Genomic DNA, 26,529 nt, shown 5'->3' on the forward strand with positions numbered 1-26,529 from the left:
CCTCCCTACCATTTCAATTCGTCGTGACAACCGCGAAAGCTGCCCAGTAGACCGGGTGGGCTTCCCTTATCGATTTGGCCGATGAAAGCATCGCCTTCATCGACGCTTGGAGCGAGCCGGCAATGCCGTCATTCCCGGCCACGACCCCATCCATCATTCCGGCCAGGATCCGCGCCGTGGCCTGGGAATCGACGTCCCAGGACGAAACAAGAACATTTTGCGTACCAGCGAGAAGAAAGGAGCTTGTCAGGCCGGAAAATGCTTCCTGGGAGATAGCACTGCCGGCGCCAGTCGAACATGCGGAGAGGATGACGAAGCGGGCTCCGATCCGGAATTGAGCGATCTCATCGGGGATCAGGAGCCCATCATCTTCTTGATCGGAATCACCGGGGGGAGTCAAAACAATACCGGGTGCATTCGCGCCGTTTGCGCGGATCGCATGCGTCGCGAAGGCGATCACTTCGTACCGCGCCAGTTCGCCACTTTCGTTCAATTTCTTTAGCCTGTTTTCACGGGCCGTTGCCTGTGTCCATACATCTGCATGCTGGAATTGCGAGGCCATGTAGTTCAGCTCGCATTCCGTTTCGGGAAGTGAAACAAGCCCTCCAAGTACGCTGGAATCCGCGATCTGGTCTATCTCTCCCCTTGAACCAGGCATGTAGACGCTCCCTTCGATGGGATAGGCCCGCGCACGACGGGACGCCCCTTCGAACACCTTTTCACAGTCAACGGTGACCGCATGTTTATTTGCGAACATCGGATTGCCCAAGCCAAGAAACGTCCCGTTGTGGACCTCTTTCGAGCCTCCCTCGTTCAGACGCCAGATCGCTAGCGAAGGTACCGTCTCAATTGAGAATTTGGAAACCAGCCAGGGTGCATTTCGATAGGCCTCTACACCTGCGAACACGTCGGGCTTTTGCGCTGTTAACAGCGCAAAAGAGAGATCTAACAGTTCGCCATCGGGGATTAAGATCAGTCGACGCTTGTCGGCGATCGCCGGCATCAATGGCTCTATAAGATGCTTGTATAGCTGCGTCGACGCTTCGAAATCAAATACGTAATATTCACTCTCTTGCCCTGACTGCATCGGCTTGGAAGAATCTTCGATGCTCTTTCTTACCGTTCCTACAAGTTGTGAAAGCTTGACTGCATCAAATTCGCGGTTTGTGAGAACATGCAACTCCGTGCGTTCTCGTGTTGCGACAACCGCATAGACTGCATCACCCATAATGCGATAGTGAATCAGGGCCTCGTCTTTTCCGATACCGTTCAATTGGTCCGGAATGCGGCCAGAGGCGTCGGCCACAGCCCTTGCGAAGGTCTCTACAAACCCGAATAGCAGCGGCGTATCATGAAAAATGGAAACTGCAGATTCCTTGATCTGCTGGATAACGTCTGTTTGCAGCGGATTTTCAGTCTTCGACGACTGTTTTAGCTGCTCATATAAGATCTGTCGCAACCGTCTCCATCTCGAACCATTCAGAACCGTACCGGTAGCATCGCCCAGCGAGATTTTTCGCAGAGCTTTGCCTCGAAAATACGCTGTCGCCGCTGCGCTCTGGTGAGAGGATGCTATGACCTCCAACGCCTCTCTTGCCAGCGCGGTGGCCCGAGTAGTGTCCGCTTCTGCCGTGTATTCCTGAGCGAGCGCCCGCATGTAATTTTCCGCTATCGCGTTTGGCAATATCGGCAGCGCCCGAGGCGCAGTGACCTGTTCAAGGGGATCCCGCGACAATCTTGCGAGGTACGACTCCTTTCCAATGTTCAAGCTAAGCCGGAGGACAGGAAGATCGCTGATGTCGTTCCCAACATAGTCATCTGTCAGGTAACGCAGCGCGTCTTCGGGAGGCTTTTTTGCCAGTTCGGATGCAATATCGATGCCGCTAGGCTTGTAGTCAGATGCTTTATCTTTGCTGTAAGCGAAATTCTCAATCCGTTCGTTATCGATTAGGAACGGCCTCGACAGTAACGCATGCCTTACAGTCGATGTTTCCTTTGCCCAACCAATCTCATCAAGAGCCTTTCCGACATCGACTAAAACCTCCGCGAATGCTTCGTTTGCAGGGGCGTCTTCCTGAAGCGCGGTTGTCAACTCAAGGATTTCTGCCAGATCGTCGCGAACGCGCTGATCGTCATTTGTTTTAACACGAGTTGCAGCAAGGGCTTCTTCCCGAAATTCATCAACCGTCCAAAAACCGCTGGCAATCTTTGCTAGGTAGCGACTGCGTGGAGAAGCGTTCGCAATCTGCGTCGCCGACTGCATCGCCTCCCCAAATAGCCGACGCGCCAGCGGCATAGCTCTAATATCCTCAGGTAGCGTCTCGGCGATCGCCATTATGCCATCGACTCGATTATCTGCCGTCCCAAACGTATTTACTAAAGCCACAGCCTCATCGAACGCCCCAAGCCGCGCGAGAGCCTTTACTCTAACCAGCATATCATATTCGTATTCGCTTCGAGCTTTGCTGGTTAGCAGACTGCGCATGTTCGTGGATATGGCGTCGGGATCCACGCCTCGATCCAACAAATCATTGACGATTTTTGCAGCAATGTTGGACCGATCCTCTTTTGGAAGCTCGGTGGTATAGGTTAAGAAATCGGCCGATTTCTCTAGCAGACCAGAATTGGCCAGACTTTCCGCGATGACGGACCTAGCCTCTCCGTAGGCCTTGATAAGGCCTGCATCGAGAGCGTTCGAAGCTCGCGTCGGCTTGGGATAAAGGGCTTGGGCCACACCGTCGGCGAAGTCCTCGCATTTAATATGAGTGGATGCCGAAAGAAGTAACGAAAAGGAATTGCTGTTTTTCGCTGGCGCCGATTTGGCAGCGTCGATCGCTAGCGACAAGACCTCATTGGCTTTCACGACCTCGCCACTGTCAAAGAGCCGTACCGCCAAGCGAGGCAGAAGGTCGAGATTTTCCGAATATGGTCCAGCTGCAGCCAGAAGCCTATCCGCTTCCTGGCCTTGTCCGCACTTAAACAGGGGCATCATGCCGTCCAGCGCGGCGAAAACGCTGCTGCCCGACCGAACAGAGCTCAATGCAATGGATGAAAAGCGAAGGGCACTATTGCAATCCTCTTTAATCAAGGCGGACATCGACAGTCTGGCCGCCAAAGCTTGCTTGGAGGCCTGATCTTCAATACCCATCAGAAGTGATTCAGCCTTTCGAAGGAGAGCTGCCGATTTCTCTCCCGGTTCCAAGCCTTTCAAGTGTGAGAGAATTCTACTCAGATCGTCGGCCGGTAAGAGCTGATCGGCAAATTCTTCCGCTAACTCGAACCTTTTGTGCCTCGTAGCCTCAAGGATCAACGCTCCGATACTAGCACTTGAATGCAATTCTTTCAGGAGAAGGCGTAACTCCGTATCCCCGCCTGCTAGCAAAGTAACCGAAACAATTGCCGGTGCCTCGCTGATGATTTCCTTTTCGTCCGCGCTGGCAACGAAGACTCTCATGGCCGCGGGCGAGAGTGCAGCCACCTGCTTTTTCCTAATCTCGCTATCCAACCGATCAAGCGCTGCCGTTGAGAGAGAAGACGGAAGAAAGCTCTTAATCTTTTGGAGAGAAGTCATCGACAGCTTTGAAAAGAATGCTCCATAAAAAATATTGTCCGTTTGCGGAGGCAAATTCCGATACAATTGGAGTGCTTCATGTTCTCTTCCGTGATCGGCAAAAAGTAATAAAAGTGATTTCATTCCAACACTGTCGCCGTCCGGTTTTATGGCACGTTGACGTAGTGAAACATCTGTCGCCAATAGCTGAGCAATATGCAAGTAATTCCCATCTAACTTACTACGCTTAACTGCAAGGCGCTCATCGATAAGATCAGTAAATGGCTGCGTGATACCTGTCCCCAAGGCCGTCAAAAATATATTGTGATGAACATCAGCCTGTAGCTCCGAGATCGTCTCTTCAACCGGGTCGATCGACCACAACGCACCGACCCACTGAGCGACCATGTCGGCAACCTGCCTTAGGTCACTATTGGTTTTGCGGACTTCGCGATCGTCGAGAAAATTCTTCGCGATCGTCAGCGCCTTTTGATAAGCTCGCGCTAGAACAACTGGTGACTTTGTCGCTCGTGCTTCATCGACTAGCTTGTCCGTCACCGCATGGACTTGATCGATGGTGTTAAGACAGTTGAACACGGCATCAAAACGGATGGCTCCCGGCGCACGCGCTGGGTCATCCAACTCTCGCACAAAGTCTTTTACAACAGGCTCCAATCCCACGTTCTCGTAGCTAGCCCGTATCTTCTCGTCCTCAAGGATTGAGAGCGAAAAGTGGAGCATCTTTGCTGCGAGTTCTATATTTGGAGAGATGTTGCAGACGTCTTTGAACACTCTCACCTTTTCCGAGAAGAGCAGCATTTGCCCCAACTCCCCGAGGACAGTTGCCAACTCCGGTGTTTCTCTCGGAAGCTGAAGAAGTTTAGGCCCTATTTGCAATGCAAGATCACGCGCCTGTTCTTCCCGCCCTGGCAGGCCTGCAATAGACTTAACTAACTTTGCCTGCGATATGGTTCCGCTTAAGTCAGTTCCTTCTGTGCCCAAGCGCCCAATCAATGCCTGGAAGGCAAGGTCTTCAAGATTCATCGTGGTAAGGGCATCGACTGCCCTGCTGTACTTCTCATCACGGGAAGTTGGATCGGGAATCGCATCAAAAGCCTTGAAGATCTCGATCGCCCGACGGGATATCATTTCTCGATCCGCTTCGCTTACTCCGCTAGACTTGTAACTGGACGCCGCACTAACAAGCGCTTCGCCGACTTCGCCCTTGGTTTGCACATCCGCGCCCTTGTCTTTGGCAAGATCAAAGGCCGCCATAAGCATTTCGACAATGGAATGTGGACTGTCGTCGCCAATGGGGACGCTTATTGCCACTCGTTGAGCGCTGTCCACAATGAACTTTACAAAGAATGGGCTATCCCCCAAAGGGCCATCAACAATTGCAGGCAAAAGTTTGCTCAATACAGCCGCTGCCCTGTCGCTGTTCGACTGTGAAGAAACCTCAATCCCTAAGACGAGTGCCGCCATAACCGGCAAGCATTCTGACTGGAAATTCACCCTTGAAGAGCATACACTATTTTGCCCGTTGACAGGAGGCGGAAGAAGTTTGGTTACCTTTCGAAGGATATCGTTTACTGCGGATAATCTCGCTTTAACATTATCCGGAGATGGGTTTCCTAATGGATCCTGAAGGACCTCGTCAGTCGTATCAAGCAGCATGCCAAGCATGTGCGAAACATCACATACAATATTGCGGTCATTCGAAGCCTCTTTCAAAGAAAGACTACAAACATCTTGCAGTGTGCCACGAATTGACTGCACATCCGCGCCATCCAGCGTTTCGGCAATCATAAGGCCGAGGGCTAGATGGCTTTCGTTAAAGAGCGTGGCCTCGGATTCCAAGTCTTTTAAAAGGATGTCCGTGTAGAGCACCTGACCTTTGTAAGCCCTTGGGATTATTGAAGAAACTCTTCGAAGAGCAACGCTGAAACACTCCCTACGGGACTGCCCATTACCTTCGCACGCAAGGATAGCCGACATCGTTGAAGGGCTATCAGCAGCGATCGCCATGAACCGTATCGGCATAAAAGATAAAATGAGAATGGCAGCAAAAATAACTCTAGTGATGCGGCTCAAATCTCCCTCCCCCAAGGTAACGGTCCCTCCGCCCAAGAATAAAACCTGTGATAGAGAATGTGTTCTGTATCTATCTCAGTCAACGTGATTTTTAAAGCGGCGACGCCGGACCAAATCTACCCGTCGCTGATAGGCGCTTGCAGCCCAAATTATTGTTCACTCAGGAAATTTAATTTTTTGATCAGTGTTCAAGATCAATGCTAGCGCTGCTTGCATCCGGAAATAATTACCGTCCCTGCCTCTGTTGACTGAGGCCCAAAGCCAGGGCACAAAGGTGGCATCCACGGTCGCTCGCGGCAGGGAAACACAGGGAATTCAAAGGCGTTTTCGTTAAGCCATTGAAATCATGTGAGAATCCAGGCTCCCCAGCCAATTCTCTCTTTTCATTCAATATGATATGCAATTTATGCTTTTGCTGCGGCAAAAGTCTGCTGAGTGTTTCTTGGCCTTAATCGCACGGCAAAGGCCCCATGACTGCTCATGAGGCCAGCTTTTTCTTTTCTTGGGCAGCTATTTTGATCTCAGTGGAAACTCGCTGTCGAGGTAGGCAATATTATGCGTCTGGTTCAGCGGTTTCGGTGAAAAACGCAATTGCCTGAATGACCGGTGGAATAACGAAGCACCACATCCCTAACACCGTGATGGCAATGGCGGCTCCTGCGCAGCCGATGGCGAAAGCGGCGAGATTGGCGATCATGCGCTTCATGCGACCGATAATAGCAGGTCGGTGGCTGCCCGCACTGCCGTTGAGTAGCTCAGCCGCATCCAGCATGATCTGTGTGGTGGTGCCGGTCATCAGGGTGGTGGGTGGCAGTTTTCCGAGGTGAATGCGGTGCAGGCCATTTTGAATGGCCATGGCAATCACCAGTGTCATGCCGATGGTGACCTCAGTGTATTGATCGCTGCGCTGTAGTGGGCCATGGAGGACCGCCATAACGGCGGCGGCGATCAGAAAAAGCAATTGTATCACCAGCAAAAGCCGAATCTTTTCCTCACGCCCTTGCTTCAGGCGTAGCATGAGCAGCCCGGTCAGCAGAACAATGATGCAAAATACCGGCAGCGCCAGCAACTTGGCCAAACCGCCACTGCTGCCAAAAACACTGGCAGCACCCAGCGTGACAAAGTTTCCGGTGACATGCGCGGTAAAAAGTCCGGCAAGGGCGAGAAAGCCCATTGTATCGACGTAACCAGCATTGAGGCTTAGAACAACGGCAAGATGTGGCTTGGCCATGGTGTTTCCTTTTTATTTTTGAAGCCAAGCGTTCCTAGAGTCTGTCAGAGTTAAATTGAACCAGACAGACTCTAGGCATGGCGGACGTGCCCCGGCCTGTCGGCGGGGCACGCAGGCGGATCAGCTCTTGATAAAGGCAAGCAAGTCGGGGTTGATCACATCGGCGTTCACGGTCAGCATGCCGTGGGAATAGCCCTTGTAGACCTTCAACGTGCCGTTTTTCAGCAGCTTGACGGCGAGCTTCGAGGTGTCTTCGATTGGCACAATTTGATCGTCATCACCATGCATCACCAAGGTTGGCACGGTGATCTTTTTCAGATCTTCAGTCTGGTCGGTTTCCGAAAACGCCTTGATGCCATCGTAATGGGCCTTGGCGCTCCCCATCATGCCCTGACGCCACCAGTTGTTGATCACGCCCGGATAGACCTTTGCTCCATCACGGTTAAAGCCGTAAAATGGGCCAGAAGGCACATCGAGGAAGAATTGAGCGCGATTGGCGGCCAGCGCAGAGCGGAAACCATCAAACACCTCCATTGGCAAACCACCAGGGTTTGATGCAGTTTTCAGCATCAATGGCGGCACGGCACTGACCAGAACGGCCTTGGCAACCCGGCCCTGCGGCTCACCAAACTGCGCAACATAGCGGGCCACTTCGCCGCCGCCGGTGGAATGGCCAATATGCACGGCATTCTTGAGATTCAGATGCTCAAAAACGGCGGCGGCATCGGCGGCGTAATGGTCCATATCATGGCCGTCGCTCACTTGTGCCGAGCGGCCATGGCCGCGACGATCATGGGCAATAACGCGAAAGCCATTTTGCACAAAGAACAGCATTTGCGCATCCCAATCATCGGATGACAGCGGCCAGCCGTGATGGAAAACGATGGGCTGAGCGTCTTTTGGACCCCAATCCTTATAGAAAATATCGACACCGTCTTTGGTTTTTACAAAATTTTCTGTCATTGGGATAGCTCCATGGGTTGGCTGAGAGTTGGTCTTCATTGCTGCAAAAGCCGGCGCAATCATCACAAGCGAGGCGCTGCCCCCTACAATCAGAGTTTGACGACGGGAGAGCAAGAGATTTGCCATCGCGAGGCCCCTTTCAAGTGTGCTGCGCGCACACAGCCAGTTTCAGTGAGAGGTGCTATGAATTTCGGCAACATAACCGCCTGGAAACTTGACCATCGCCGTTTCGACGCCGTTGGAGGTGACGGGTTGCACAAGAATTTCTGCTCCAGACTTTTTCGCCTTGCTCAGCGTTTGGCGCAGGTCAGGCACGGCATAGCCGGTCATTTCTCGTCCATAGGGATAGGGCAGATGTCCATCGGTGACGAAAGCGACGATATTGCCAAATGCGGATGTCAGGCGAATCTGACGATAGGTTTCATTGGGTCGTCCGATGGTAACACCGGGCGCATTCGGCGTGTCTGACACAACATGACCGCCGGAAAAGGCCACAAAGCTGGCGACGAATGCATCTGCTTTTTGCGAAGACAAATAGACCCTGTTGTCGGGGACAGTCTCGAGCGCCTGATAATGAGGCGTCGTCGTGTGCCAATAAAGCTGCATATTCACGCCGCCCGGCCACCGAATGACCGCATCGCGGCCAATTGGATCCGGAAATGGTGCGACCACCACCTCCGCGCCAGCCGCTATTGCCTGCTTCACGGCAACATCCATATCCTTGACGAGATATCCGGTGCGCTCCAGACCAAACGGATAGGGAACCGGTGTCTTGAAGCCAAACAGGGATACAGTGCCTACTGGTGTCTGCAGCAATTGCGATGTGGTTTTGCTGGGTGTTGGGGTTACGGTTGCCACCACCTGCTTGGTGCTTTTGCCGCCAAATGTCGCCAAAAAGCTGCGGGAAAATGCGTCAACATTCTTTGGCGCAACATAGACATGGGTGGTGTCATATTGTGGCGCGACACCGATTTGCGTGTCATCGGCCAAGGCCGCGCCATGCAGCCCAACACTGACGACAGCCGTGGCCAAGAGTTTTAGGACCGTGCCTTTAATCGATTGTTTCATAACAATTTCCTTGTTCTGGTGGTCGTCAGACATATGGGCAGATGAGCGTTATCCATCGGCCAGCAGGCTGGCCAATTCATGCAACGCGATCTGCTTTGTGTCGAAGATCGTTCAAGGCCACGAGGATGAACGCACCCACCAGGCCGAGATGTTCAAAAAAGCCGTTGGTCGCCATCATGCGATCGGGACCAGGCGGCAACTGCCAAAAGCGGAGTGCCACAAATGTTGCCGCCAGTGTGAACAGCGCAAGGGCCAACGCACCGAGCCACCGGCAAAAACCGCTTAAAACCAACAGGCAGCAAACAAGCTCAAAAACGATGACAGCGGCCGCGAACGGAGCGGCAGGCCAAAGCCCGAAATGCTGCATTTCGGCAATCGCCGATTCAAAATCGAAGAGCTTCATCAGGCTCCCCTGTAGATAGGCGGAGCAAAGGCCCAGCAATCCGATCCAGAACAGGACTCTGCTTTTTACAAAGGGTGCGATGGCTTGTGCGATAGGCCTTTCAACACGTCCGAGCATGTTTTTCTCCCGTTTAAACAGCCCAGCACGAGCAGCCAAGTGCGCCAAAGAAGCCCTTGAGATCGGCAATTGGCAGTTTCGATGTCCATGCACCGGCGTGGTCATGGCCATGCACACCGCAATTGCTCGCGCATCCGCATGAGGAAATTGCGTGTCTGCGCAACGAGTTGCGACCGGCACCGTCTGGCTCTGCCCAACCACCATAACCGCCAAACGTGCGCACAGGCGACCAATCCGGCATGGCGGGCGGCAGAGGGTTTTCATCCAGACCGGCAAAATCGCCCGCACCATAAACAATCTTGCCACCCACCATGGTCAGGTCTGAGGTGAGAAAGCTGATCTCGTCTTCGGCGCAAGCGAAGAAATCCTGACTGGGCACGATCAGATCCGCAAACTGGCCCTTTTCGATCCGGCCCTTTTTGCCTTCTTCGTTAGAGAACCATTGAACCTTCTCCGTCCACATCCTCAGTGCCGTTTCACGATCAAGGCAATTGGCGCGGGGATAAAGGTTCATGCCGCCGACGGTCTTGCCGGTGATCATCCACGAAAGCGAGACCCAAGGATTGTAAGAGGCAACGCGGGTGGCATCGGTGCCAGCTGACACCGGCACGCCCTTTTCCAGCATTTTGGCAACGGGCGGCGTTGCTTCGGCGGCACCAAAGCCATAGCGCTCGACGAAATATTCACCCTGATAGGCCATGCGGTGCTGCACGGCAATGCCGCCGCCCAGCGCTGCAATACGGTCGATGGAGCGATCCGAGATGGTCTCGGCATGGTCAAAGAACCAGTTGAGGCCATCGAGCGGGATATCCTGATTGACCTTTTCAAACACATCAAGGGCGCGCGAAATGGTCTCATCATAGGTGGCATGGAGACGCCACGGCCAACGGTTTTCGGCCAGAATGCGCACAACGCCTTCCAGATCCTCTTCCATCTCCGGGGCCATATCGGGACGCGGCTCGCGGAAATCTTCAAAATCGGCGGCTGAGAACACCAGCATTTCGCCAGCGCCATTGTGGCGGAAATAATCATCGCCCTGTTTGTATTTGACCGAGGAGGTCCATTTCAAAAAGTCCTCCTTTTCTTCCTTGGGCTTTTGCGTAAACAGATTATAGGCAAGCCGCACCGTCATCTGCTGCTCATCAGCCAGTTTTTGAATCACCGCATAATCATCGGGATAGTTTTGAAATCCGCCACCAGCGTCAATCACGCTGGTGATGCCAAGACGGTTGAGCTCACGCATGAAATGGCGGGTGGAATTAACCTGATACTCAAAAGGCAGCTTCGGGCCTTTGGCCAGCGTGGAATAAAGAATGCCCGCATTGGGCTTGGCCAGCAACAGGCCGGTGGGATTGCCCTTGGCATCGCGGGTAATTTCGCCACCGGGCGGATTGGGCGTGTCTTTGGTGTAGCCAACAGCCCGCACGGCGGCAGCATTCAACAAGGCGCGATCATAAAGATGCAGCAGGAAAACCGGCGTATCGGGGGCAATCGCGTTGATTTCATCAATGGTCGGCAGGCGCTTTTCCACGAACTGATGCTCGGTAAAGCCGCCAATCACCCGCACCCATTGCGGCGCAGGCGTCACCGCCACTTGCCGCTTCAGCATGTTCATCGCATCGGCTAGCGAGCGAATGCCGTCCCAGCGCAGTTCCATATTGAAGTTCAAGCCACCGCGCACAACATGGGTGTGGTTGTCATTCAGGCCCGGCAACACACGCTTGCCCTTCAGATCAACAATCTTCGTCTCAGGACCGGCAAACGCCATGATGTCGTGATCTCGACCCACGGCGATAAACTTCCCATCCTTGATGGCAATTGCCGAGGCTGTCGGGTTTTCGCGATCAAGGGTCGTGACAAGGCCGTGGTGGAGAATAAGGTCTGCGGTCATGGAAGATCTCCAATGTCTAACAAAATGTGCGGTGCCGGTCTGCGGCCACCTCAGCTCAAATTTTTCGTCTTCTCAGCGTCCAGAACAGACGCGCGCGCAGCGCCGTCATTGCCCTTTGGCAAATGGCCAAACACATGCGGTTTGATCTGGTGCAGCCATGACGTTGCTGCGGGCTCATTCTTCCAGAGGCCTTTGGCGATCGGCACAATCTGCTCGCCAACCAGAATGCCCAACAGGCCAACCAACGCCACAACCGGCGGCGCAGGCGAGCGAACATTGATGAGACTGTAGATGATGCCAACGAGCAAACCTGCCGCGAGCGAGAAAAGATAGATCTTCATCGACGTTTCCTTGAGTGGGATGCGCTTTACGCAATCGACACGATGCGGCCGACGCTACAGCGCCGTGCGCCATACATGACGCACAAAAATTCTCTTTAACTCTTTATTTTCGCTTCATAATTTTATTTTTTGAACCGATTTCGGTTTAAAGAATGATGCAATATGCGACCAGCACATTTGGGAGCAAAGGAGACCGGCGCAAGCAAACTCGCGCCGGATGTCGTGTCTTGCACCAGCTTAATGGCCTTCGGAGGCACCAAACATCGACTTGGCATAGGTAATGCCAATGCCGTAGGAGCCAGCATATTTCTTGGCAATGCCGGTGGTCATGTCATAGGTTTCCGTGCGCGCCCAATCGCGCTGCAATTCCAGCAGATATTGCACCGAGGTCATTGGCTGCGCACCGGCTTGCACCATGCGGTCCATGGCGCGGTTGTGGGCTTCATCCGATACATCGCCGCAGGCATCAGCGATAACGTAAACCTCAAAGCCCTGGTCGATGGCCGACAGCGCAGGACCGACGATGCAAACGCCCGTCCAAAGACCGGCCAGCACAATGCGCTTTTTGCCGAGGCGGTTGACTTCGTCGATAACGGCTGCATCTTCCCATGTGTTCATCGAGGTGCGATCAAACAGGGACTGACCGGGAAAAGCCTCGGTGATTTCGCTGAACATCGGGCCGGAAAAGCTCTTTTCCGCAACTGTGGTCAAAATGGTGGAAACGCCAAAGCCCTTGGCACCATGCGAGATGAGGGCTGCATTGTTGCGCAGATTAACGGCATCAATGCTTTTGGTGGCAAACGCCATTTGCGATTGAAAATCAATCAGGATGAGCGTGTGATCCTTGGGCGTCAACAGCTTTGGGCCTGGTGTGGGTGTGGCGTTCAAAGTCATAATCAGATAATCTCCGCTGGCTTGAAGTGGTCTTCAGCAATGGGCGGATTATGATGCAACCAATTATGGACGTCTTGTTGATAGAAACTCCTTTTTGTACATTTCAATTGTCAAATTTCGCCGCACCTTAAAATTGTCGAATACGCCGCCAGGAGGCTGGCGTTGCCCCCGTCGCTCTGGTGAAAACACGGGTAAAATGGCTCTGATCGGCAAAGCCGCACAGGATTGCAATCTCTTTCAGGGGCAAAGCGGACTCCAGCATCACGTCTTTGGCCTTTTCAATCCGCTCCTGTGTCAACCATTGATGGGGAGTGGTTCCGGTTGTGTCGCGAAAGGCCTGTAGAAATGCCCGCGTGGAGAGATTGCAGGTTCGCGCCATCTCTTCGATCGAAAGCTGACCATCAAGATTGCTGCGCACCTGCGCCTGAAGTTCCGCCTGAAGCCTTGTCGAAAGCATGCGCCGACTGCTTGAGGATTGCGCGGGTTGATTGCCGTAATGTTGTGCCAGATGAATAATGATGGCCACCGAAAGCTGATCGACAAAAAGCGCGCTCTTGTTGATCTCACCATCCACGGAAGAAAACAGCGCCGCCAGCAAGCCGCCAAGCACCGGATCAGGACGTTGCTGCACGCATTCCAGCGCAACAGCCCCTTTGATATCGGCCTCATCTGCCATCATCGCCAAGGCTGCTTCACTCACTTCGAGCAACATAAAATCAAATGATCCACGCAGATCAGCGCGATAATCCTGCGTGAAACTGCGAAGGTAAACAGAATTCGCCTCAAAATCATGCAAAGTCGAATGATGCTCGTGAAAAATGCGCCGCCGATGCCCGTTGGCGGCAGATACGCCCAGCAAATAGCCCCGGCTGTTGGCAGGCGTCACCACCTGCTCTTTTGGCGCGCTCAATGCACCTTTACGGTAAAAATTCATCCGTCCATTGGAAATGGACTGATCGACACTGAGCTTATCGCGTGAACAGCCAAGGTTATCACGCGGCAACGTCGTTTTTTTTAGCAAAATCTGATCCATCATCCCAGCTCCGGAGACATAATTCTTGCAAGCCTGATCACGTCAATGGCTAAATTATGTATAAAATCTAAATAGTTATGGCACTCATACCGAAAGGCGATCAATGGTTCTTGCGGAAAAGTCGGGCGTCTTGCAAAAAAATCTTGTGTTCCGAATGCACGGGTCTTCAATCATTGAGATCGGATCGGTTGTGACGGCGATATTGCCCCGGTGCCAACCCCATAAACTCCGTGAAAATCCGCGTCATATGACTTTGATCGGCAAAGCCGCAGGCGATCGCGATTTCCGCGATCGAATAATCACTCAGCAACATGCTTCTTGCGCGCGAAACCCGGTATTTTGACAGCCATCGATAGGGTGTTTCGCCAAAACTTTCCTTGAAGGCCTTGATAAAGTAACTGCGTGAAAGTTCGCATATATCAGCAAGATCTGCAATAGCGATGGGTTGGCTGAAATTCGCCTCCAAAAACTCCTTCACCCGCCGCTCTTGCCACGGTGCCAGGGTGCCTTTTTTCTCGGTGGGAAAATAGACGCCGCCATAGGTCTGGCTCAAATGCGCAAGAACCGCGAGGTTTATGCGCTCGATAAACAGCAAATTGGCCGCAGTTGGATCGTCCAGCGATGGCAGAAGCGCCTGCGCCAGGCCAAACATGACGGGGTCGATCTGAACCTGATCACAGGAGAGCGCCGTCAACAACGGGTGCCCCGCGTCTTGAGCAAAATTGCTCAGCCGATCAAAGGGAATGTGAAAATGAACGGTGTCAAACGCAGAAAAATGCTGAACCTGCCAGCCATTGGTGAGATCAGCAATGACCATGGATGCCTTGGCTTGCGCGCCGCAGGACACAAGTGTTCCGCGACGCCAACGCTTCACTTTCGCAAGGGCCTGCATCTCAATGCTGACATCAAAGGCATCCACCCGCGGCATGATTCGGACATGTCCAGCCTCATTAAGGTCGGATCGCACCCGGCTTATCACGATGCCATCCTGAACGATCCCGCCCGCGATGCCTGTCTCGCCAGCACTCTGCTGGCTCTCACATGTGGATGAAATCGCGTCGGTTGCCACGCTGATGTTCATAACGGTTACTCAACTCCCTGATGCATGTCGTGTTCAATCCAGATCATCGAAGCGGTAGCGACCATGCGCGAAAACGATAAAGTGCGGCGCGCCAATCGCAGACTTCACTCTTTTCCGTCGTTCTCGATACCCCATCAATTCAACCAGCGTTTACGCCAAACCTCAGGCGACAAACCTGTGACGGTTGTGAAATCATCAAAAAAATGAGCCGGATCGCGAAAACCCGACAAAGAGGCGATCTCGTGAAAGCTGTGCTCATGCTCTGCCAGATAACGCTTTGCCAGAGCGACGCGATAAAGGATCAGCCAGGCCTGAAGGGTTTGCCCCTTAGCCAATTGAAACGCCTTGGAAAAATGGGCAATCGGCAGGCCCGCTGCATGCGTCATTGCGTCGAGTTCAGTATTGTTGTCAAAATCCTTGATCCACAAATCTGTGGTCTTTTTCTCCTGAAACTCAGAAAAACCCGATTCTTGCGGGTCTTTTATATCGCCGTGCCGGTGCAAAAGATGAGCACAAATGGCCACTGCCACATGTCCAAGCACCGGCGACGGCGCAAACTGCTGTTGATCAAGCAGCGGCAAAAGCACCTTACCCAAACTGAACACCACATCATCCGGCGTTCCGCGTAAGCATCGCAGGCTTCGTGCCGCTGGCGCGCTCGAAAACTCCGAGACTTCGGCCAAAAGAGCACGCGGAATGATAAAGGCCAAAGATTGCAGCGTCTCATACAACCGAATGGACGCACCTTCCGCCAGATCCACCAGACACATAGAGCCCTTGCGATAGGTCCGCAGCGGATGCTCGCAACCATCGTCCATCAGATCGCAATGGCGCGTATCCTCCAGATAGAGCATCAGGAAAAAGCAATCCTGTTTTGGAAGCGTGACGACGCGCGGGCTGTGTGCCTCAACGCGGCAATCAAGATAGGTGACACCAAACAAAGCATCCCGCACAGGCCGCGTGTGCAGACACGGCGCATCCGCCAAACCAAAAAACCGCCCGAGGGACAGTTCCTGCGGCAGATCCTGATGCACATTCGTCTCCTTCGTCATGCTGCCCACGCCTTTTGCGCCAGCACCCGGTCCAATAACCGCAGCAATACGGTTCGCGTTGTCCTTTTCATGCTGTGCTACTTTGACTTTCAAGTCTAGCAGAATTGACGCCTGTTTAGTCTAAAATCCATCACTTGATCGCAACTCGCATCGAGACGCGATGCTCTACCGCGCCTGATAATCGCCATCACTGACATGTTGCAACCCATCAACAACCTTGCCATCAAGCTGCTCTCAAATGGGCGCACACAGAGCGCGATAACACTTTTAATTTGCTGCATAATTCCTTCAATCGCTTTTGGTTGAAGGAATGATGTGAACAATCATCGCACAAGACGCACTTGGCCGTTGCTTCCGCCGCCTACGCCATCATAGGGCTCAACCTGCCACTTCGACGAATTCATGATCATCGTATTCACGACCAGCGTGATTTTGCTGCTCACATTTGTGGTGGAATTGTAGGTCACATTGCGATTGGGCAGATGGATAATGCCTTGAAGCGTTTCGCCATTGGAACCATTGAAAACATATTGCTGCTTGTTTGCATTGTTGCCGGCATCGCTGGTTTTTTCAAACATCAACAATCCGCTGTAAGGGCCGGAGGTGGGAGCGCTTGCGGTCATTTTGATACCGCCATTCATGCGGATCTCGCTGTTGACGTCCGGGAAATAAAACGTCACGTTATTTGCAATCACGGTTGAATTGCTGTTGATGATCATTCTGCCGCGAATGATGTGCAATCCCGGCTGAAATGTAATCGTCGGGCTGCCATTGAAGGTTGTTTCACAATGCATTCCAGGTTTGATGGATTGGGTACTGCCGTCCTGCGTTCCACTTGTGGTGCAATTGTTTGGCAAAGTGGGTTCCGGCAAGGATGGATACGGATCTGGCGATACAGCACAGTCGGTTTTGAGATTGGCCAGTGTTCCGCCATTGCGAATGTAATTCGTTCCCTTCACGCAGAATTTTGCCGTATCAATCGTCGCCCCACTGTTCATGATAAAGGCTGGATTGGCTGTGGAGGCCACATACATGGTGCAGTTTTTGGCAACTAGGTTGGCTCCGGAATTGATAAGAACCGCCTGGCTTTCATTGCCAAGAACATAGATGCAGCCGTTTTGCGAAGGCTTGGACAGCGCACTCGCGTTTAGGGTTATGGGCAGCACATTAATACCGGCAATGGGCAGAAAATTCGTTGGATATTTTGTCGACAAACCGGCATTGAGTGTCCCATCGGAGCCAACATCAAGCGTGAGCTGAAATGCTGTATCCTGTCCCTCAATGGATTGAGAACCATTGGTTGCAGGCGTTAATGAGGTCTTGGTTGCGGCAGCTATAAAGCTGAGAACGGTTGTGCGCTGTTGTGACGGATCCCGGATTTGGGCCGCAGCCAGCACGCCTGCATCCAGTCTTTCCTGTAAATCCGTCTTTTGCAGAAAAGCCCCTGCCACATCAACCGCACCTCCTGCGGTAATCAAAACAAGCGGCAACAGGACAGCCGTTGAAATTGCAAAATTTCCCTCGGTGGACAAACGAAACCGTGCGAAAAACTTGAAAAGACAAAAGGCAGAATACGGCACTGAAAGAGACTCCAAGCGGGGGAAATGCAAAGACAAGCATCGGATTTATCTGAAAGCCGGTTTCGACTTTTTGACCGATGCCCTGGGAACACCCCTTAAAATATAGGGGTTAAATCCCAGCATCCTGTTAATGGCCTTTCCGCAGCAAGCGAATTTTCCATGGATTTTCAGGGAAATCGATTTGATGCTAAACAAATACCTTCTAAATAACTTTGATCGTCGCAGTCTCTTTTGGTACCGCTGATTTTAAGTCGTTACAGCGCCGTTCGCCATTATATGGCGCACAAAGGCTCAAAGTAACACTCTATATCTGCTGCATAATTTTCGCCTTAAAGCGATTCCGATGTAAGGAATTATGCAGTAATTTCGCCCAGGCGACACTTTCCCATTGCACCGCACCCCAGCCTTTTGCATGGTAACCTCAGCGTTTCATGTCACGGGTTTTATCATGTCTGTCGATGCAATTGTTCTTGGTGCCGGTATTATCGGCGTCTCCACGGCTGTTCACCTTGCCCGTCGCGGCAAATCTGTGGTGCTGGTGGATCGGCGCGGTGCGGGCGAAGAGACATCCTATGGCAATGCCGGGCTTATTCAGCGCGAAGGCGTGGTGCCCTATGGCTTTCCGCAGGATTTGGGCCTGCTCCTGCGCTATGGTCTCAACAATCGCATCGATGCGCATTATCATCTGGCGGCCCTGCCCAAGCTGCTGCCGTTTCTGTCATCCTATTGGTGGCACTCCAACGCAAGCCGCCATGCGGTGATTGCCCGCGCCTATGCGCCGCTGATTGAAAATTCGATCACCGAACACAACACTTTGATTGAGGCCGCAGGTGCTCAAAGCCTGATTGCCAAACGCGGCTGGCTGGAAGTGTTTCGCACCGATGCGGTCCGCGACAAGGAATTTGCGGAAGCGGATCGCCTGGCGCGCGACTATGGCATCAGCTATCAGACATTGAGCGCCGCCGACATGGCGAAGGCCGAACCCCATCTGCAAGGGGCGTTTTCGGGCGGGTTGCAATGGTCTGATCCGTGGTCGGTTTTGGACCCGCTGGCGCTCACCAAAGCCTATCTTGCCTATTTTGAAAGCCTCGGCGGACGTTTTGTTCATGGCGACGCCAAGAGCCTGAAACAGGTGGGCAAGGCCTGGCAGGTCAAAACCGATGACGGTTTGATGGATGGTGCAAGTGTTGTGGTGGCGCTTGGGCCGTGGTCGGATGAGATCACCTACATGCTGGGCTATCGCTTTTTGCTCGGCGTCAAGCGCGGCTATCACATGCACTATAAGCCGCAGGGCAATGCGGTGCTGAACAATTGGACCATGGATAAGGAGCGTGGCTATTTCCTCGCCCCGATGACGCAAGGGATTCGCCTGACCACGGGCGCAGAATTTGGCCTGCGCGATTCGCCCAAAACGCCGGTTCAGCTGGAGCGCGCCGAAAAAGTGGCCCGCAGCATCTTTCCGCTCGCCGAGCGATTGGACAGCGAGCCGTGGATGGGTGCCCGCCCCTGCACGCCCGACATGATGCCGGTGATTGGCGAAGCGCCGCGCCACAAAGGCCTGTGGTTTGCCTTTGGCCATGCCCACCATGGTCTTACCCTTGGCCCCGTGACCGGCCGTTTGCTGGCCGAGGCCATGACCGGCGAAAAGCCGTTTATGGATATCTCAGCTTTCCGGCCAGAGCGGTTCAAACTGTGAGGCCGCTCGCACGATTGTGATGGGAAACGCAGCAAGTGTCATTCGAACAGCGTGAAAGGGTGATTACGATCCCCAGACGAACAACGCATTTTCAGAGGTTCGAATGACCCTTCACGCTGCATCAAAATTTGCCATCGGCGTTGTCGCCATGCTTGCCGCAAGCACGGTAGCCCATGCCGATTCGGATGCTTTATGGAACATCGTGCACAACAAATGCGTGGTGGCGACGAAGCCCTGCACGGTGGTGAATACAGCGGAGCATTACGCGCTTTTGAAAGACCTGCGCGGTGTTGCGCAACATTTGCTCATCCCGACCGACAAGATCACCGGCATTGAAAGCCCGGCCCTGCTGGACCCAAACACACCGAATTTCTTCAATGATGCGTGGAAAGAACAGACCGAAGTGGATGCGAAGCTGCCACATCCGCTGCCACGCGATGAGGTCAGCCTTGCGGTGAATGCGCAAAATGCCCGTTCGCAAAACCAGCTGCATATTCACATTGATTGCCTGAGCGTTGAGAGCCATAAGGCCCTTTTGAAAGTGGCCGATCAGCTTGGCACCACTTGGCAGCCTTTGCCGGTTGAGATTGCCGGTCACCATTTCAAGGCCGAAAAAGTCGAAGGTGAAACGCTGGGCAGCTACAATCCGTTTCTGGAACTGGCCAAAACGCTGAAAGACCCCGCAACCGACATGGCCAAACAAAATCTGGTGGTGGTGGGTGCCAATTTCACCAGCGGCCCCGGCTTTATCGTTCTGACGGATGAAGCCGCCCCCCTTCACGGTGGTGAAGATGTGCAAGACCACACATGTGCCATTGATCCGGCCTGATGATGATACAAAAAAGCGCCCGGACAATTGTCGGGGCGCTCACATCTTGAAAACTCTCTTGTTTAAGCCGCTGGAGCCGATGCAATCCGCGGAATATCTTCCATGCCCAGCAGGAAGTTGATTTGTGGGCGCGCCTTGACCAGATCATCAATGGAATATTCAGCCAGCACCGCAAAAAACGCGTTGAGTGCCTTGCGCAACGCCGAGTTCAGACCGCAGCTGTCAATCAACGGACAATCCACATCGCCATCGTCTTCAAAGCATTCGGCCATGGCAAAGCTGTCTTCTGTCACCTTGACCACATCAAACAGGCTGATGGTTTCCGGCGCGCGACCCAGACGCACACCGCCGTTGCGGCCACGCACGGTTTCAATCAGGCCGGCCTTGGTCAAAGGCTGCAAAATCTTGAACAAAAACAGTTCAGACACCCCATACGCCTTGGCAATTTCAGGAATACGGCTCAAGTGATCCTTGTTGGCAGCGCAATACATCAGCATCCGTACTGCGTAATTTGTCTGCTTGGTCAAGCGCATGCGGAACTCCTCAAGGTGTCTGCTCAGGCCTTATATAATGGCATTTGTAGTTTTGAACAATTCCAAAATTAAGTTTTTCGCAACACGATCGCCTTGTTTTGCGGCAATCTCGGCATCGCGCAACAAAAGTTGATCGGAAAAGTATGGATTTCACACTCCATAATTGCAAGATCGTGAAAATAAGAAAAGGCGGACCATTTCTGGCCCGCCTTTTTTGACAATCACGTCAAACGATCACTTCATGGTTGGCATGACAAACTCGGCACCGTCCTTGATGCCTGCCCGCGCACCCGCAGCAAACGAAGTGCCGCGAGGACGCGCAAGCTAACAATGCGTGAGGGCATCACTTCATCGTTGGCATAACAAATTCGGCACCGTCCTTGATGCCTGAGGGCCAACGCGACGTCACCGTCTTGGTGCGGGTCCAGAACTTGATGGAATCTGTGCCGTGCTGATTGAGATCGCCGAAAGACGATGCCTTCCAGCCGCCAAAGGAGTGGTAAGCCAGCGGCACCGGAATCGGCACATTGATGCCGACCATGCCGATGTTGATGCGCGAGGCAAAATCACGGGCAGCATCACCATCACGGGTATAGATGGCAACGCCATTGCCGTATTCATGCTTCATCGGCAGATCGAGGGCTTCTTCGTAATTCTTGGCGCGCACAACGGAGAGAACAGGCCCAAAAATTTCGGTCTTGTAGATATCCATGTCGGGGGTGACGTTATCAAACAGGCAGCCACCGACGAAATTGCCGTTTTCATAGCCCTGAAGTTTGAAATCGCGACCATCGACCACCAGCTTGGCACCGGCTTCAACACCGCTGTCAATCAGGCCGAGAATACGCTCGCGTGCTTCCTTGGTGATCACAGGCCCCAGATCGGCCTTGTCATCGGTGTAAGGGCCAATACGCAGGGCTTCCACCATGGGCGTCAGCTTGGCAATCAGACGATTTGCCGTTTCTTCACCCACCGGCACCGCGACCGAAATGGCCATGCAGCGCTCGCCAGCCGAGCCATAGCCTGCACCCATCAGCGCGTTTGCGGCCTGATCAAGATCGGCATCGGGCATGATGATCATGTGGTTCTTGGCACCACCAAAGCACTGGGCGCGCTTGCCGTTTGATGCCGCTGTGCCATAGACGTAACGCGCGATAGGCGTAGAACCAACGAAGGAAATGGCACCAACATCAGGATGGGTCAAAAGACCATCAACGGCAGCCTTATCGCCATTGACGACGTTGAGAATGCCAGCAGGCAGACCGGCTTCAATCATCAATTCGGCAAGGCGCATTGGCACAGATGGATCGCGCTCGGATGGCTTGAGAATGAAAGCATTGCCGCAGGCAATCGCAGGCGCAAACATCCACATGGGAATCATGGCCGGGAAGTTGAACGGGGTAATGCCAGCGCCAACGCCCACAGCCTGACGGATGGAATACATATCAATATTCGGGCCGGCACCCTCAGTAAATTCGCTCTTGGAGAGATGCGGAATGCCGATGACGAATTCGCAGACTTCGAGGCCGCGCACAATATCGCCCTTGGCGTCTTCAATGGTCTTGCCATGCTCGCGCGACAGCATTTCAGCCAGCTCATCCATATTGTCGTTCAACAGCTGAACGAACTTCATGAACACGCGGGCGCGGCGCTGCGGGTTGGTAGCCGCCCATTTTGGCTGGGCGGCTTTGGCGTTTTCAACGGCAGCATTCAGCTCGGCTTCGCTGGCCAGCGCCACTTCGCCCTGCACTTCGCCGGTGGCTGGGTTGAAAATCGGCTGCTTGCGGCCTGAAGTGCCAGCCACGGCCTTGCCGCCGATAAAATGCCCGATCTGATACATGGGTGATCCTCCTGAGTGTTTTTGCTGGGCACACTATCGCGCTTTAATTTGCACAACGCAACGCGATGGTTTACGCATCCGTTGTGCAAAAATGGATATTACCATGAACTGGGATGACGTTCGCATATTTCTGGCCATTGCCCGCACAGGGCAGATTCTTGCCGCTTCCAAGCGGCTGGGGCTGAACCATGCCACACTGTCACGCCGCTTGACCGCGTTGGAAGATGCGCTGAAGACCCGCCTGTTCGTACGTCGCACCAATGGCTGTGAACTGACCGCTGAAGGCGAGACCTTTCTGACCTCGGCTGAGCGGATGGAAACCGAAATGCTGGAGGTGCAGGCCCGCCTTGGCCGCACCGATGCCAAGGTGGCAGGCACCGTGCGCATTGGCGCACCCGATGGATTCGGGGTGTTTTTTCTGGCCTCCCATCTTGGCGGGCTGATTGAGCGACACCCGGAGCTGAAAATTCAGCTGGTGCCGGTGCCGCGCTCCTTCTCGCTGTCGCAGCGCGAAGCCGATATTGCCGTAACACTTGAGCGGCCCGATCAGGGCCGGCTGGTGTCTGCCCACCTCACCGATTACACCTTGGCGCTCTATGCCTCAAAAACCTATGTCGAGCGCCATGGTCTGCCAGACACCGTGGATGCGCTGAAAACCCATCGGCGCATTGGCTATGTGGAAGATTTGATTTTCACGCAATCGCTGAATTTTACCGGCGAGATCATGCGCAACTGGAGCGCAAGTTTTGAGATTTCCTCGGCTATTGGCCAGACCGAAGCGGTTTTGGCGGGTGCCGGTATTGGGATTCTGCACAGCTACATTGCCCGCCAGCATCACGATTTGATCCGCATTCTGCCAGAGATTACCCTGCGCCGTGCCTATTGGACCACCTATCACGAGAGCCTGCGTGATCTGGCCCGCATTCGCACCGTGGTGGATTATTTGAGCGAACAAGTGAATGAAAACCGCAGCATCTTTTTATAACAGGAACATGCATCATGGCTGAGATGAAAATGAAAACCCGCCCGATGGGAGCCAGCGCCGTGATTGGCCGCACCGGCTTTCCGCACATCACCTCCGCCACCGGCGGCGAACTCAATATTGTCACTGGCCCATCGCAAGCGGGGTTTAACCCGCTGGACCTGCTCTATGCCTCGCTTGCAGGCTGCCTCACCATCAGCGCACGCCTCGTGGCAAGCGAGCTGGGCGTGATGGACAAGATCACCACTATCACCGCAGCTGTGAGCGGGGAGAAGGCCAAGGAAGGCCTTTCGCGCGTCGAGCGCTTTGACATCGTCCTCACCATTGCAGGTGACATTGACGATGAAACGCGCCACGCCATTGCCCATAAAGCAGAGCATGAGATTTGCACCGTCAGCAATACGTTGACTGCCAATCCGACATTTGCAACAACGGTTCTGGCTGAATAATCAAGGCTCGCAGGTCAAGGTGATTTCATCGGGCACCACCAGCTTGGCAAAATAGGCACCTTGTGGGTCGGGTGCGACAGTGGCGTGGCATTTCTTGTCGAAATCACCGCGAATTTGCAGGCCAGCATTGTCTGCCAGTTTGAAGGCTGCGGTATAATCCTTATCTCTCACCGCCACATCCAGCCGCTGGCCGCGCAGATCAATGGGTGCTGCCACATTGAAGGCAAATGTCACCGTCACCACACCCTTGTGGCTTTCGGCTGAAAATCCAACCGGCTCAAGTCCCGCTGCGGGCTTGCCGCCCATGGTGAGATTGGTAAAAAAGCGTTTGCGGCGAAGGTCCGCGACCAGCTTTTCACGCAAGGCCTCGGTTTCAGTGACATTCAATGCCCCATCCTGATCGCGGTCATATTGGTCCAGCAAGGTGCGGCTGTAGGCAGCATCAAACGTCCAGCTTTCGCCCAAGCCTGTCAGCACACCACGCCGCATGTCAAACAACACCCGAAGCGTGATGGCAATATCGGGATGGGCAAAGGCGGGAGAGACGCCCATGACCGTCAGCATCATAAGGGCGGCGCAACGGCTATACATCTGCGTTGATCGGCTCATCCCTCCCTCCCGTCTTGCAATGTACGTCGCCGTGGTCCCCAGCGCTCAAAGGATTTCAAGATCGGATCAAAACCGGGGAAACTGCCGCTGATCACGGGTGGTGCCACAAAGGGCGGCGGCACCAGCTCGGTCTGTTTTGACGCCATATAGGCTCCGCCATAGAGCGCACCAATGGCGAGCAACCAGCTGCCAAACACTCTTGAGGCAATCATGGTCCAGGATGCGGTGAAAATCCCTGCCACCAGCCCAGCAGTCAGCAACACCCACACAGTGGTGACCAAGGCCCAAGGCAGATAGGTGCGATCGTGAAAGGTGGGGTCGGAAAAATCCACCGCCAGCGCCAGCGCCGCCCCCAGCACAGGCATGACCAACAGGCTTGGCCAAAACCGCAATGACGGCGGCAAAACCAACAACAGACCCGCCAGCAAACACGCCAGCGGCCCCACCAGAAAGAAATGGGTCGGCGCGCCCGGCAAGGGTGCCAACACCTGCATCAATTCATCATGCCAAGGCAGGCCGGTGGCAATTCCTGCCACCAGAAGGGCCGCCGCCACAGGCCAGCGCCACAGCGGCATTTGCCCCAGCAACAGGCCCGCTCCCACCAGTGGCAACAATCGCTCTGCAGTGAAGGTTGTCAGCAACAACCAATGCGCCAGCGTGCCCTGCACTGCCCATGTCATCAAGGCAGAGGTGGCAATGGCCACAACACCGGCAAACACCAAAACCCCAACGACAATCAGCGTCAGGCGTCTGGATCTTTGCTCGAGGGTTGCCCGCTTTGCCATCAGGTTATGCGCCATCAAGTCACGAGGAAGTAAAGACCACCGATGGCAATCATGCCACCGGGAATCCGCACCATCCGATTGCCCAGCGCGCGCTGCACGCCCAAGCCCATACCAATGCCTGCCAGATGGATCAAGCCTGTTGCCAACACAAAACCAATGGCGAAATCGGCCGGGTCAGCCGCCTCAGGCAATTCAGCGCCATGGGCATAGCCGTGGCAAATGGCAAAAAGACCAATCACGGTCAGCGCCAGCCATTCCGGTGGCCGCCACACAAAGGCAATAGCCGCGCCCAGCACCACGATGGACAGGGCAATACCCGTCTCAATCGCTGGCAATGGCACACCGGCAATGCCGAGAATGCCGCCCAGCACCATGATCAATGGAAAGGTAATCGGCAGGGTCCAAACATTGCGCCCGCCCATTTGCGCACCCCAAAGGCCGACAGAAAACATCGCCAACAGGTGATCGGCACCCGAGAGCGGATGCTCAAACCCTTGCAGAAAACCGCCAGACCCACCTTGAATGATATGCGCCTGCGCAATGCCGGGCATGAAGGCAACAACGCCCGCCAACGCCAAAAGGCGTCCCACCATGACCGCTCGCGACCTGTTTTGATCCTGCATTTTCTGGCCTCCAAAAGACACTGCTGTTTGCCACCCTTTGCAAACTGATTTTGCGACCGAATTGTGTTGGCAGGCTCTTCTGATTAAAAAAGCATGGCCTTCAGAAAATGCCGGTCGTTGTCAGGGCGACAACCATAAACTATACCCATTTGCGAATGATTATAGGCCTTTATTTTCCATAAACGGCAAGGGCAATGCCATGATGACACATCCCCATCCAAAGAAAACCGCAACCAGCCTTCGCCAGATGATTACTATGAGCCTCATCGCGGCCAGCTTTGCCACCCCGGCCTCAGCCCATATTCTGGGCGGCCCCATGGGCGGCTTTGGCAGCGGCTTTGAACATCCGCTTCTGGGGGCTGATCATTTTCTGGCCATGCTGGCGGTTGGCCTGTGGGGCGCGCAAATGGGCGGCCGCTCGGTCTGGACCCTGCCCGCCACCTTCCCGCTGATCATGTGCGTGGGCGGCGTTATCGGCATGTTATTCAATATTCCAGATGCCGTGATTTCCGGCGGCATTTCGCTGTCTTTGATTGCGCTCGGCGGTGCCATTGCTGCCCGCTGGAAAGCCCCGGAATATGCATCCCTGACCATCATCGCCCTGTTTGCCCTGTTCCACGGCTACCCGCACGGCAAAATGGCCCCCAACGCCACCGACCCCGCCGCCTACACCGTCGGCTTCGTGGTCGCCACCGGCATGATCCACATCCTCGGCATCGCCATCGGCTATGGCCTGGGCAGGCTCTACAACGGCCTGGTGGTGCGCGCACTGGGCGGGATGATTGTACTGGCGGGGGTGTATTATCTGGTGACGGGGCAGATGTAGTTTTACATCGATACTTCGAAAGTTTCTGCAAATCTGCCAACAAAAGGAGTATGATTTTT

Annotated in this window: 22 protein-coding genes; 5 read left to right on the plus strand and 17 right to left on the minus strand. The window is 54.0% G+C overall.

Annotated features, from left to right (window positions below):
* Positions 1-13: 13 nt before the first annotated feature.
* From BJF95_RS07325 to BJF95_RS07385, 12 genes are all read right to left on the minus strand, one after another.
* Positions 14-5,644, minus strand: a complete 5,631-nt coding sequence (locus BJF95_RS07325) for a CHAT domain-containing protein (RefSeq protein WP_139317429.1) — start codon at positions 5,642-5,644, stop codon at positions 14-16.
* A 553-nt stretch (positions 5,645-6,197) separates the two neighbouring features.
* Entirely contained in the window at positions 6,198-6,875 is a 678-nt protein-coding gene (locus tag BJF95_RS07330) for a DUF1275 family protein (RefSeq protein ID WP_075638755.1), read from the minus strand.
* Between the two features lie 120 nt (positions 6,876-6,995).
* On the minus strand, positions 6,996-7,838 hold the full coding sequence (locus BJF95_RS07335; RefSeq protein ID WP_425348679.1) for an alpha/beta fold hydrolase: 843 nt from the start codon (positions 7,836-7,838) through the stop codon (positions 6,996-6,998).
* A 168-nt stretch (positions 7,839-8,006) separates the two neighbouring features.
* Positions 8,007-8,906, minus strand: a complete 900-nt coding sequence (locus BJF95_RS07340) for a VOC family protein (RefSeq protein ID WP_075638930.1) — start codon at positions 8,904-8,906, stop codon at positions 8,007-8,009.
* A 76-nt stretch (positions 8,907-8,982) separates the two neighbouring features.
* Positions 8,983-9,426 carry a DoxX family protein gene (locus BJF95_RS07345; protein ID WP_075638757.1) on the minus strand — a complete coding sequence of 148 codons (444 nt, stop codon included), beginning with the start codon at positions 9,424-9,426 and terminating at the stop codon, positions 8,983-8,985.
* Between the two features lie 13 nt (positions 9,427-9,439).
* Positions 9,440-11,317, minus strand: a complete 1,878-nt coding sequence (locus BJF95_RS07350; RefSeq protein ID WP_075638758.1) for an amidohydrolase — start codon at positions 11,315-11,317, stop codon at positions 9,440-9,442.
* 50 nt (positions 11,318-11,367) lie between these two features.
* Positions 11,368-11,658 carry a XapX domain-containing protein gene (locus tag BJF95_RS07355; protein ID WP_075638759.1) on the minus strand — a complete coding sequence of 97 codons (291 nt, stop codon included), beginning with the start codon at positions 11,656-11,658 and terminating at the stop codon, positions 11,368-11,370.
* Between the two features lie 237 nt (positions 11,659-11,895).
* Entirely contained in the window at positions 11,896-12,552 is a 657-nt protein-coding gene (locus BJF95_RS07360) for a hydrolase (RefSeq protein WP_075638760.1), read from the minus strand.
* 127 nt (positions 12,553-12,679) lie between these two features.
* Positions 12,680-13,588, minus strand: coding sequence for an AraC family transcriptional regulator (locus tag BJF95_RS07365; protein WP_245297259.1), 909 nt, complete (start codon positions 13,586-13,588; stop codon positions 12,680-12,682).
* Positions 13,589-13,751: 163 nt separating this feature from the next.
* Complete coding sequence (locus tag BJF95_RS07370; RefSeq protein ID WP_083638729.1) at positions 13,752-14,666, minus strand: helix-turn-helix domain-containing protein; 915 nt, start codon at positions 14,664-14,666, stop codon at positions 13,752-13,754.
* Between the two features lie 134 nt (positions 14,667-14,800).
* Positions 14,801-15,718, minus strand: a complete 918-nt coding sequence (locus BJF95_RS07375; protein ID WP_075638933.1) for an AraC family transcriptional regulator — start codon at positions 15,716-15,718, stop codon at positions 14,801-14,803.
* A 323-nt stretch (positions 15,719-16,041) separates the two neighbouring features.
* Complete coding sequence (locus BJF95_RS07385; RefSeq protein WP_075638934.1) at positions 16,042-17,298, minus strand: TadE/TadG family type IV pilus assembly protein; 1,257 nt, start codon at positions 17,296-17,298, stop codon at positions 16,042-16,044.
* A gap of 448 nt (positions 17,299-17,746) precedes the next feature.
* On the opposite strand from BJF95_RS07385, the gene BJF95_RS07390 reads away from it, so the two are divergent.
* Together BJF95_RS07390 and BJF95_RS07395 are read left to right on the plus strand one after the other, a co-directional pair.
* A complete protein-coding gene (locus tag BJF95_RS07390; protein ID WP_075638935.1) occupies positions 17,747-18,994 on the plus strand; it encodes an NAD(P)/FAD-dependent oxidoreductase in 1,248 nt (415 codons plus the stop codon).
* 103 nt (positions 18,995-19,097) lie between these two features.
* Positions 19,098-19,823 carry a CDP-diacylglycerol diphosphatase gene (locus tag BJF95_RS07395; RefSeq protein ID WP_075638762.1) on the plus strand — a complete coding sequence of 242 codons (726 nt, stop codon included), beginning with the start codon at positions 19,098-19,100 and terminating at the stop codon, positions 19,821-19,823.
* Positions 19,824-19,885: 62 nt separating this feature from the next.
* On the opposite strand, the gene rirA is transcribed toward BJF95_RS07395, so the two are convergent.
* Positions 19,886-20,356 (minus strand): iron-responsive transcriptional regulator RirA, encoded by a 471-nt coding sequence (rirA, locus tag BJF95_RS07400; RefSeq protein ID WP_075638763.1) that lies wholly within the window; start codon positions 20,354-20,356, stop codon positions 19,886-19,888.
* Positions 20,357-20,699: 343 nt separating this feature from the next.
* Positions 20,700-22,196, minus strand: coding sequence for a CoA-acylating methylmalonate-semialdehyde dehydrogenase (locus BJF95_RS07405; RefSeq protein ID WP_075638764.1), 1,497 nt, complete (start codon positions 22,194-22,196; stop codon positions 20,700-20,702).
* 103 nt (positions 22,197-22,299) lie between these two features.
* Between BJF95_RS07405 and BJF95_RS07410 the strand changes: the two genes are divergently transcribed.
* Positions 22,300-23,181 carry a LysR family transcriptional regulator gene (locus BJF95_RS07410; RefSeq protein WP_075638936.1) on the plus strand — a complete coding sequence of 294 codons (882 nt, stop codon included), beginning with the start codon at positions 22,300-22,302 and terminating at the stop codon, positions 23,179-23,181.
* Between the two features lie 14 nt (positions 23,182-23,195).
* Positions 23,196-23,627 (plus strand): OsmC family protein, encoded by a 432-nt coding sequence (locus BJF95_RS07415; RefSeq protein WP_075638765.1) that lies wholly within the window; start codon positions 23,196-23,198, stop codon positions 23,625-23,627.
* On the opposite strand, the gene BJF95_RS07420 is transcribed toward BJF95_RS07415, so the two are convergent.
* Genes BJF95_RS07420 through BJF95_RS07430 form a run of 3 tightly spaced genes read right to left on the minus strand, consistent with a single transcriptional unit; the run spans position 23,628 to position 25,644 of the window.
* On the minus strand, positions 23,628-24,236 hold the full coding sequence (locus BJF95_RS07420) for a DUF1007 family protein (RefSeq protein ID WP_083638730.1): 609 nt from the start codon (positions 24,234-24,236) through the stop codon (positions 23,628-23,630).
* Complete coding sequence (locus tag BJF95_RS07425; protein WP_075638767.1) at positions 24,233-25,036, minus strand: hypothetical protein; 804 nt, start codon at positions 25,034-25,036, stop codon at positions 24,233-24,235. The genes BJF95_RS07420 and BJF95_RS07425 overlap by 4 nt, the downstream gene beginning before the upstream one ends.
* Positions 25,036-25,644 (minus strand): HupE/UreJ family protein, encoded by a 609-nt coding sequence (locus BJF95_RS07430; RefSeq protein ID WP_083638731.1) that lies wholly within the window; start codon positions 25,642-25,644, stop codon positions 25,036-25,038. Before BJF95_RS07430 ends, BJF95_RS07425 begins: the two co-directional genes overlap by 1 nt.
* Before the next feature lie 199 nt (positions 25,645-25,843).
* Between BJF95_RS07430 and BJF95_RS07435 the strand changes: the two genes are divergently transcribed.
* Positions 25,844-26,470 (plus strand): HupE/UreJ family protein, encoded by a 627-nt coding sequence (locus tag BJF95_RS07435; RefSeq protein ID WP_083638732.1) that lies wholly within the window; start codon positions 25,844-25,846, stop codon positions 26,468-26,470.
* The last annotated feature ends 59 nt before the right edge of the window (positions 26,471-26,529 follow it).

The sequence above is a fragment of the Rhizobium oryziradicis genome (assembly GCF_001939045.1).
Taxonomy (GTDB): domain Bacteria; phylum Pseudomonadota; class Alphaproteobacteria; order Rhizobiales; family Rhizobiaceae; genus Allorhizobium; species Allorhizobium oryziradicis.

Excerpts from the sequence above, each read along its gene's own strand:
- BJF95_RS07330 (WP_075638755.1), bottom strand. The coding sequence starts at position 6,875 with ATGGCCAAGCCACATCTTGCCGTTGTTCTAAGCCTCAATGCTGGTTAC.
- BJF95_RS07335 (WP_425348679.1), bottom strand. The coding sequence starts at position 7,838 with ATGACAGAAAATTTTGTAAAAACCAAAGACGGTGTCGATATTTTCTAT.
- BJF95_RS07340 (WP_075638930.1), bottom strand. The coding sequence starts at position 8,906 with ATGAAACAATCGATTAAAGGCACGGTCCTAAAACTCTTGGCCACGGCT.
- BJF95_RS07345 (WP_075638757.1), bottom strand. The coding sequence starts at position 9,426 with ATGCTCGGACGTGTTGAAAGGCCTATCGCACAAGCCATCGCACCCTTT.
- BJF95_RS07350 (WP_075638758.1), bottom strand. The coding sequence starts at position 11,317 with ATGACCGCAGACCTTATTCTCCACCACGGCCTTGTCACGACCCTTGAT.
- BJF95_RS07355 (WP_075638759.1), bottom strand. The coding sequence starts at position 11,658 with ATGAAGATCTATCTTTTCTCGCTCGCGGCAGGTTTGCTCGTTGGCATC.
- BJF95_RS07360 (WP_075638760.1), bottom strand. The coding sequence starts at position 12,552 with ATGACTTTGAACGCCACACCCACACCAGGCCCAAAGCTGTTGACGCCC.
- BJF95_RS07365 (WP_245297259.1), bottom strand. The coding sequence starts at position 13,588 with ATGATGGATCAGATTTTGCTAAAAAAAACGACGTTGCCGCGTGATAAC.
- BJF95_RS07370 (WP_083638729.1), bottom strand. The coding sequence starts at position 14,666 with ATGAACATCAGCGTGGCAACCGACGCGATTTCATCCACATGTGAGAGC.
- BJF95_RS07375 (WP_075638933.1), bottom strand. The coding sequence starts at position 15,718 with ATGACGAAGGAGACGAATGTGCATCAGGATCTGCCGCAGGAACTGTCC.
- BJF95_RS07390 (WP_075638935.1), top strand. The coding sequence starts at position 17,747 with ATGTCTGTCGATGCAATTGTTCTTGGTGCCGGTATTATCGGCGTCTCC.
- BJF95_RS07395 (WP_075638762.1), top strand. The coding sequence starts at position 19,098 with ATGACCCTTCACGCTGCATCAAAATTTGCCATCGGCGTTGTCGCCATG.
- rirA (WP_075638763.1), bottom strand. The coding sequence starts at position 20,356 with ATGCGCTTGACCAAGCAGACAAATTACGCAGTACGGATGCTGATGTAT.
- BJF95_RS07405 (WP_075638764.1), bottom strand. The coding sequence starts at position 22,196 with ATGTATCAGATCGGGCATTTTATCGGCGGCAAGGCCGTGGCTGGCACT.
- BJF95_RS07410 (WP_075638936.1), top strand. The coding sequence starts at position 22,300 with ATGAACTGGGATGACGTTCGCATATTTCTGGCCATTGCCCGCACAGGG.
- BJF95_RS07415 (WP_075638765.1), top strand. The coding sequence starts at position 23,196 with ATGGCTGAGATGAAAATGAAAACCCGCCCGATGGGAGCCAGCGCCGTG.
- BJF95_RS07420 (WP_083638730.1), bottom strand. The coding sequence starts at position 24,236 with ATGAGCCGATCAACGCAGATGTATAGCCGTTGCGCCGCCCTTATGATG.
- BJF95_RS07425 (WP_075638767.1), bottom strand. The coding sequence starts at position 25,036 with ATGGCGCATAACCTGATGGCAAAGCGGGCAACCCTCGAGCAAAGATCC.
- BJF95_RS07430 (WP_083638731.1), bottom strand. The coding sequence starts at position 25,644 with ATGCAGGATCAAAACAGGTCGCGAGCGGTCATGGTGGGACGCCTTTTG.
- BJF95_RS07435 (WP_083638732.1), top strand. The coding sequence starts at position 25,844 with ATGATGACACATCCCCATCCAAAGAAAACCGCAACCAGCCTTCGCCAG.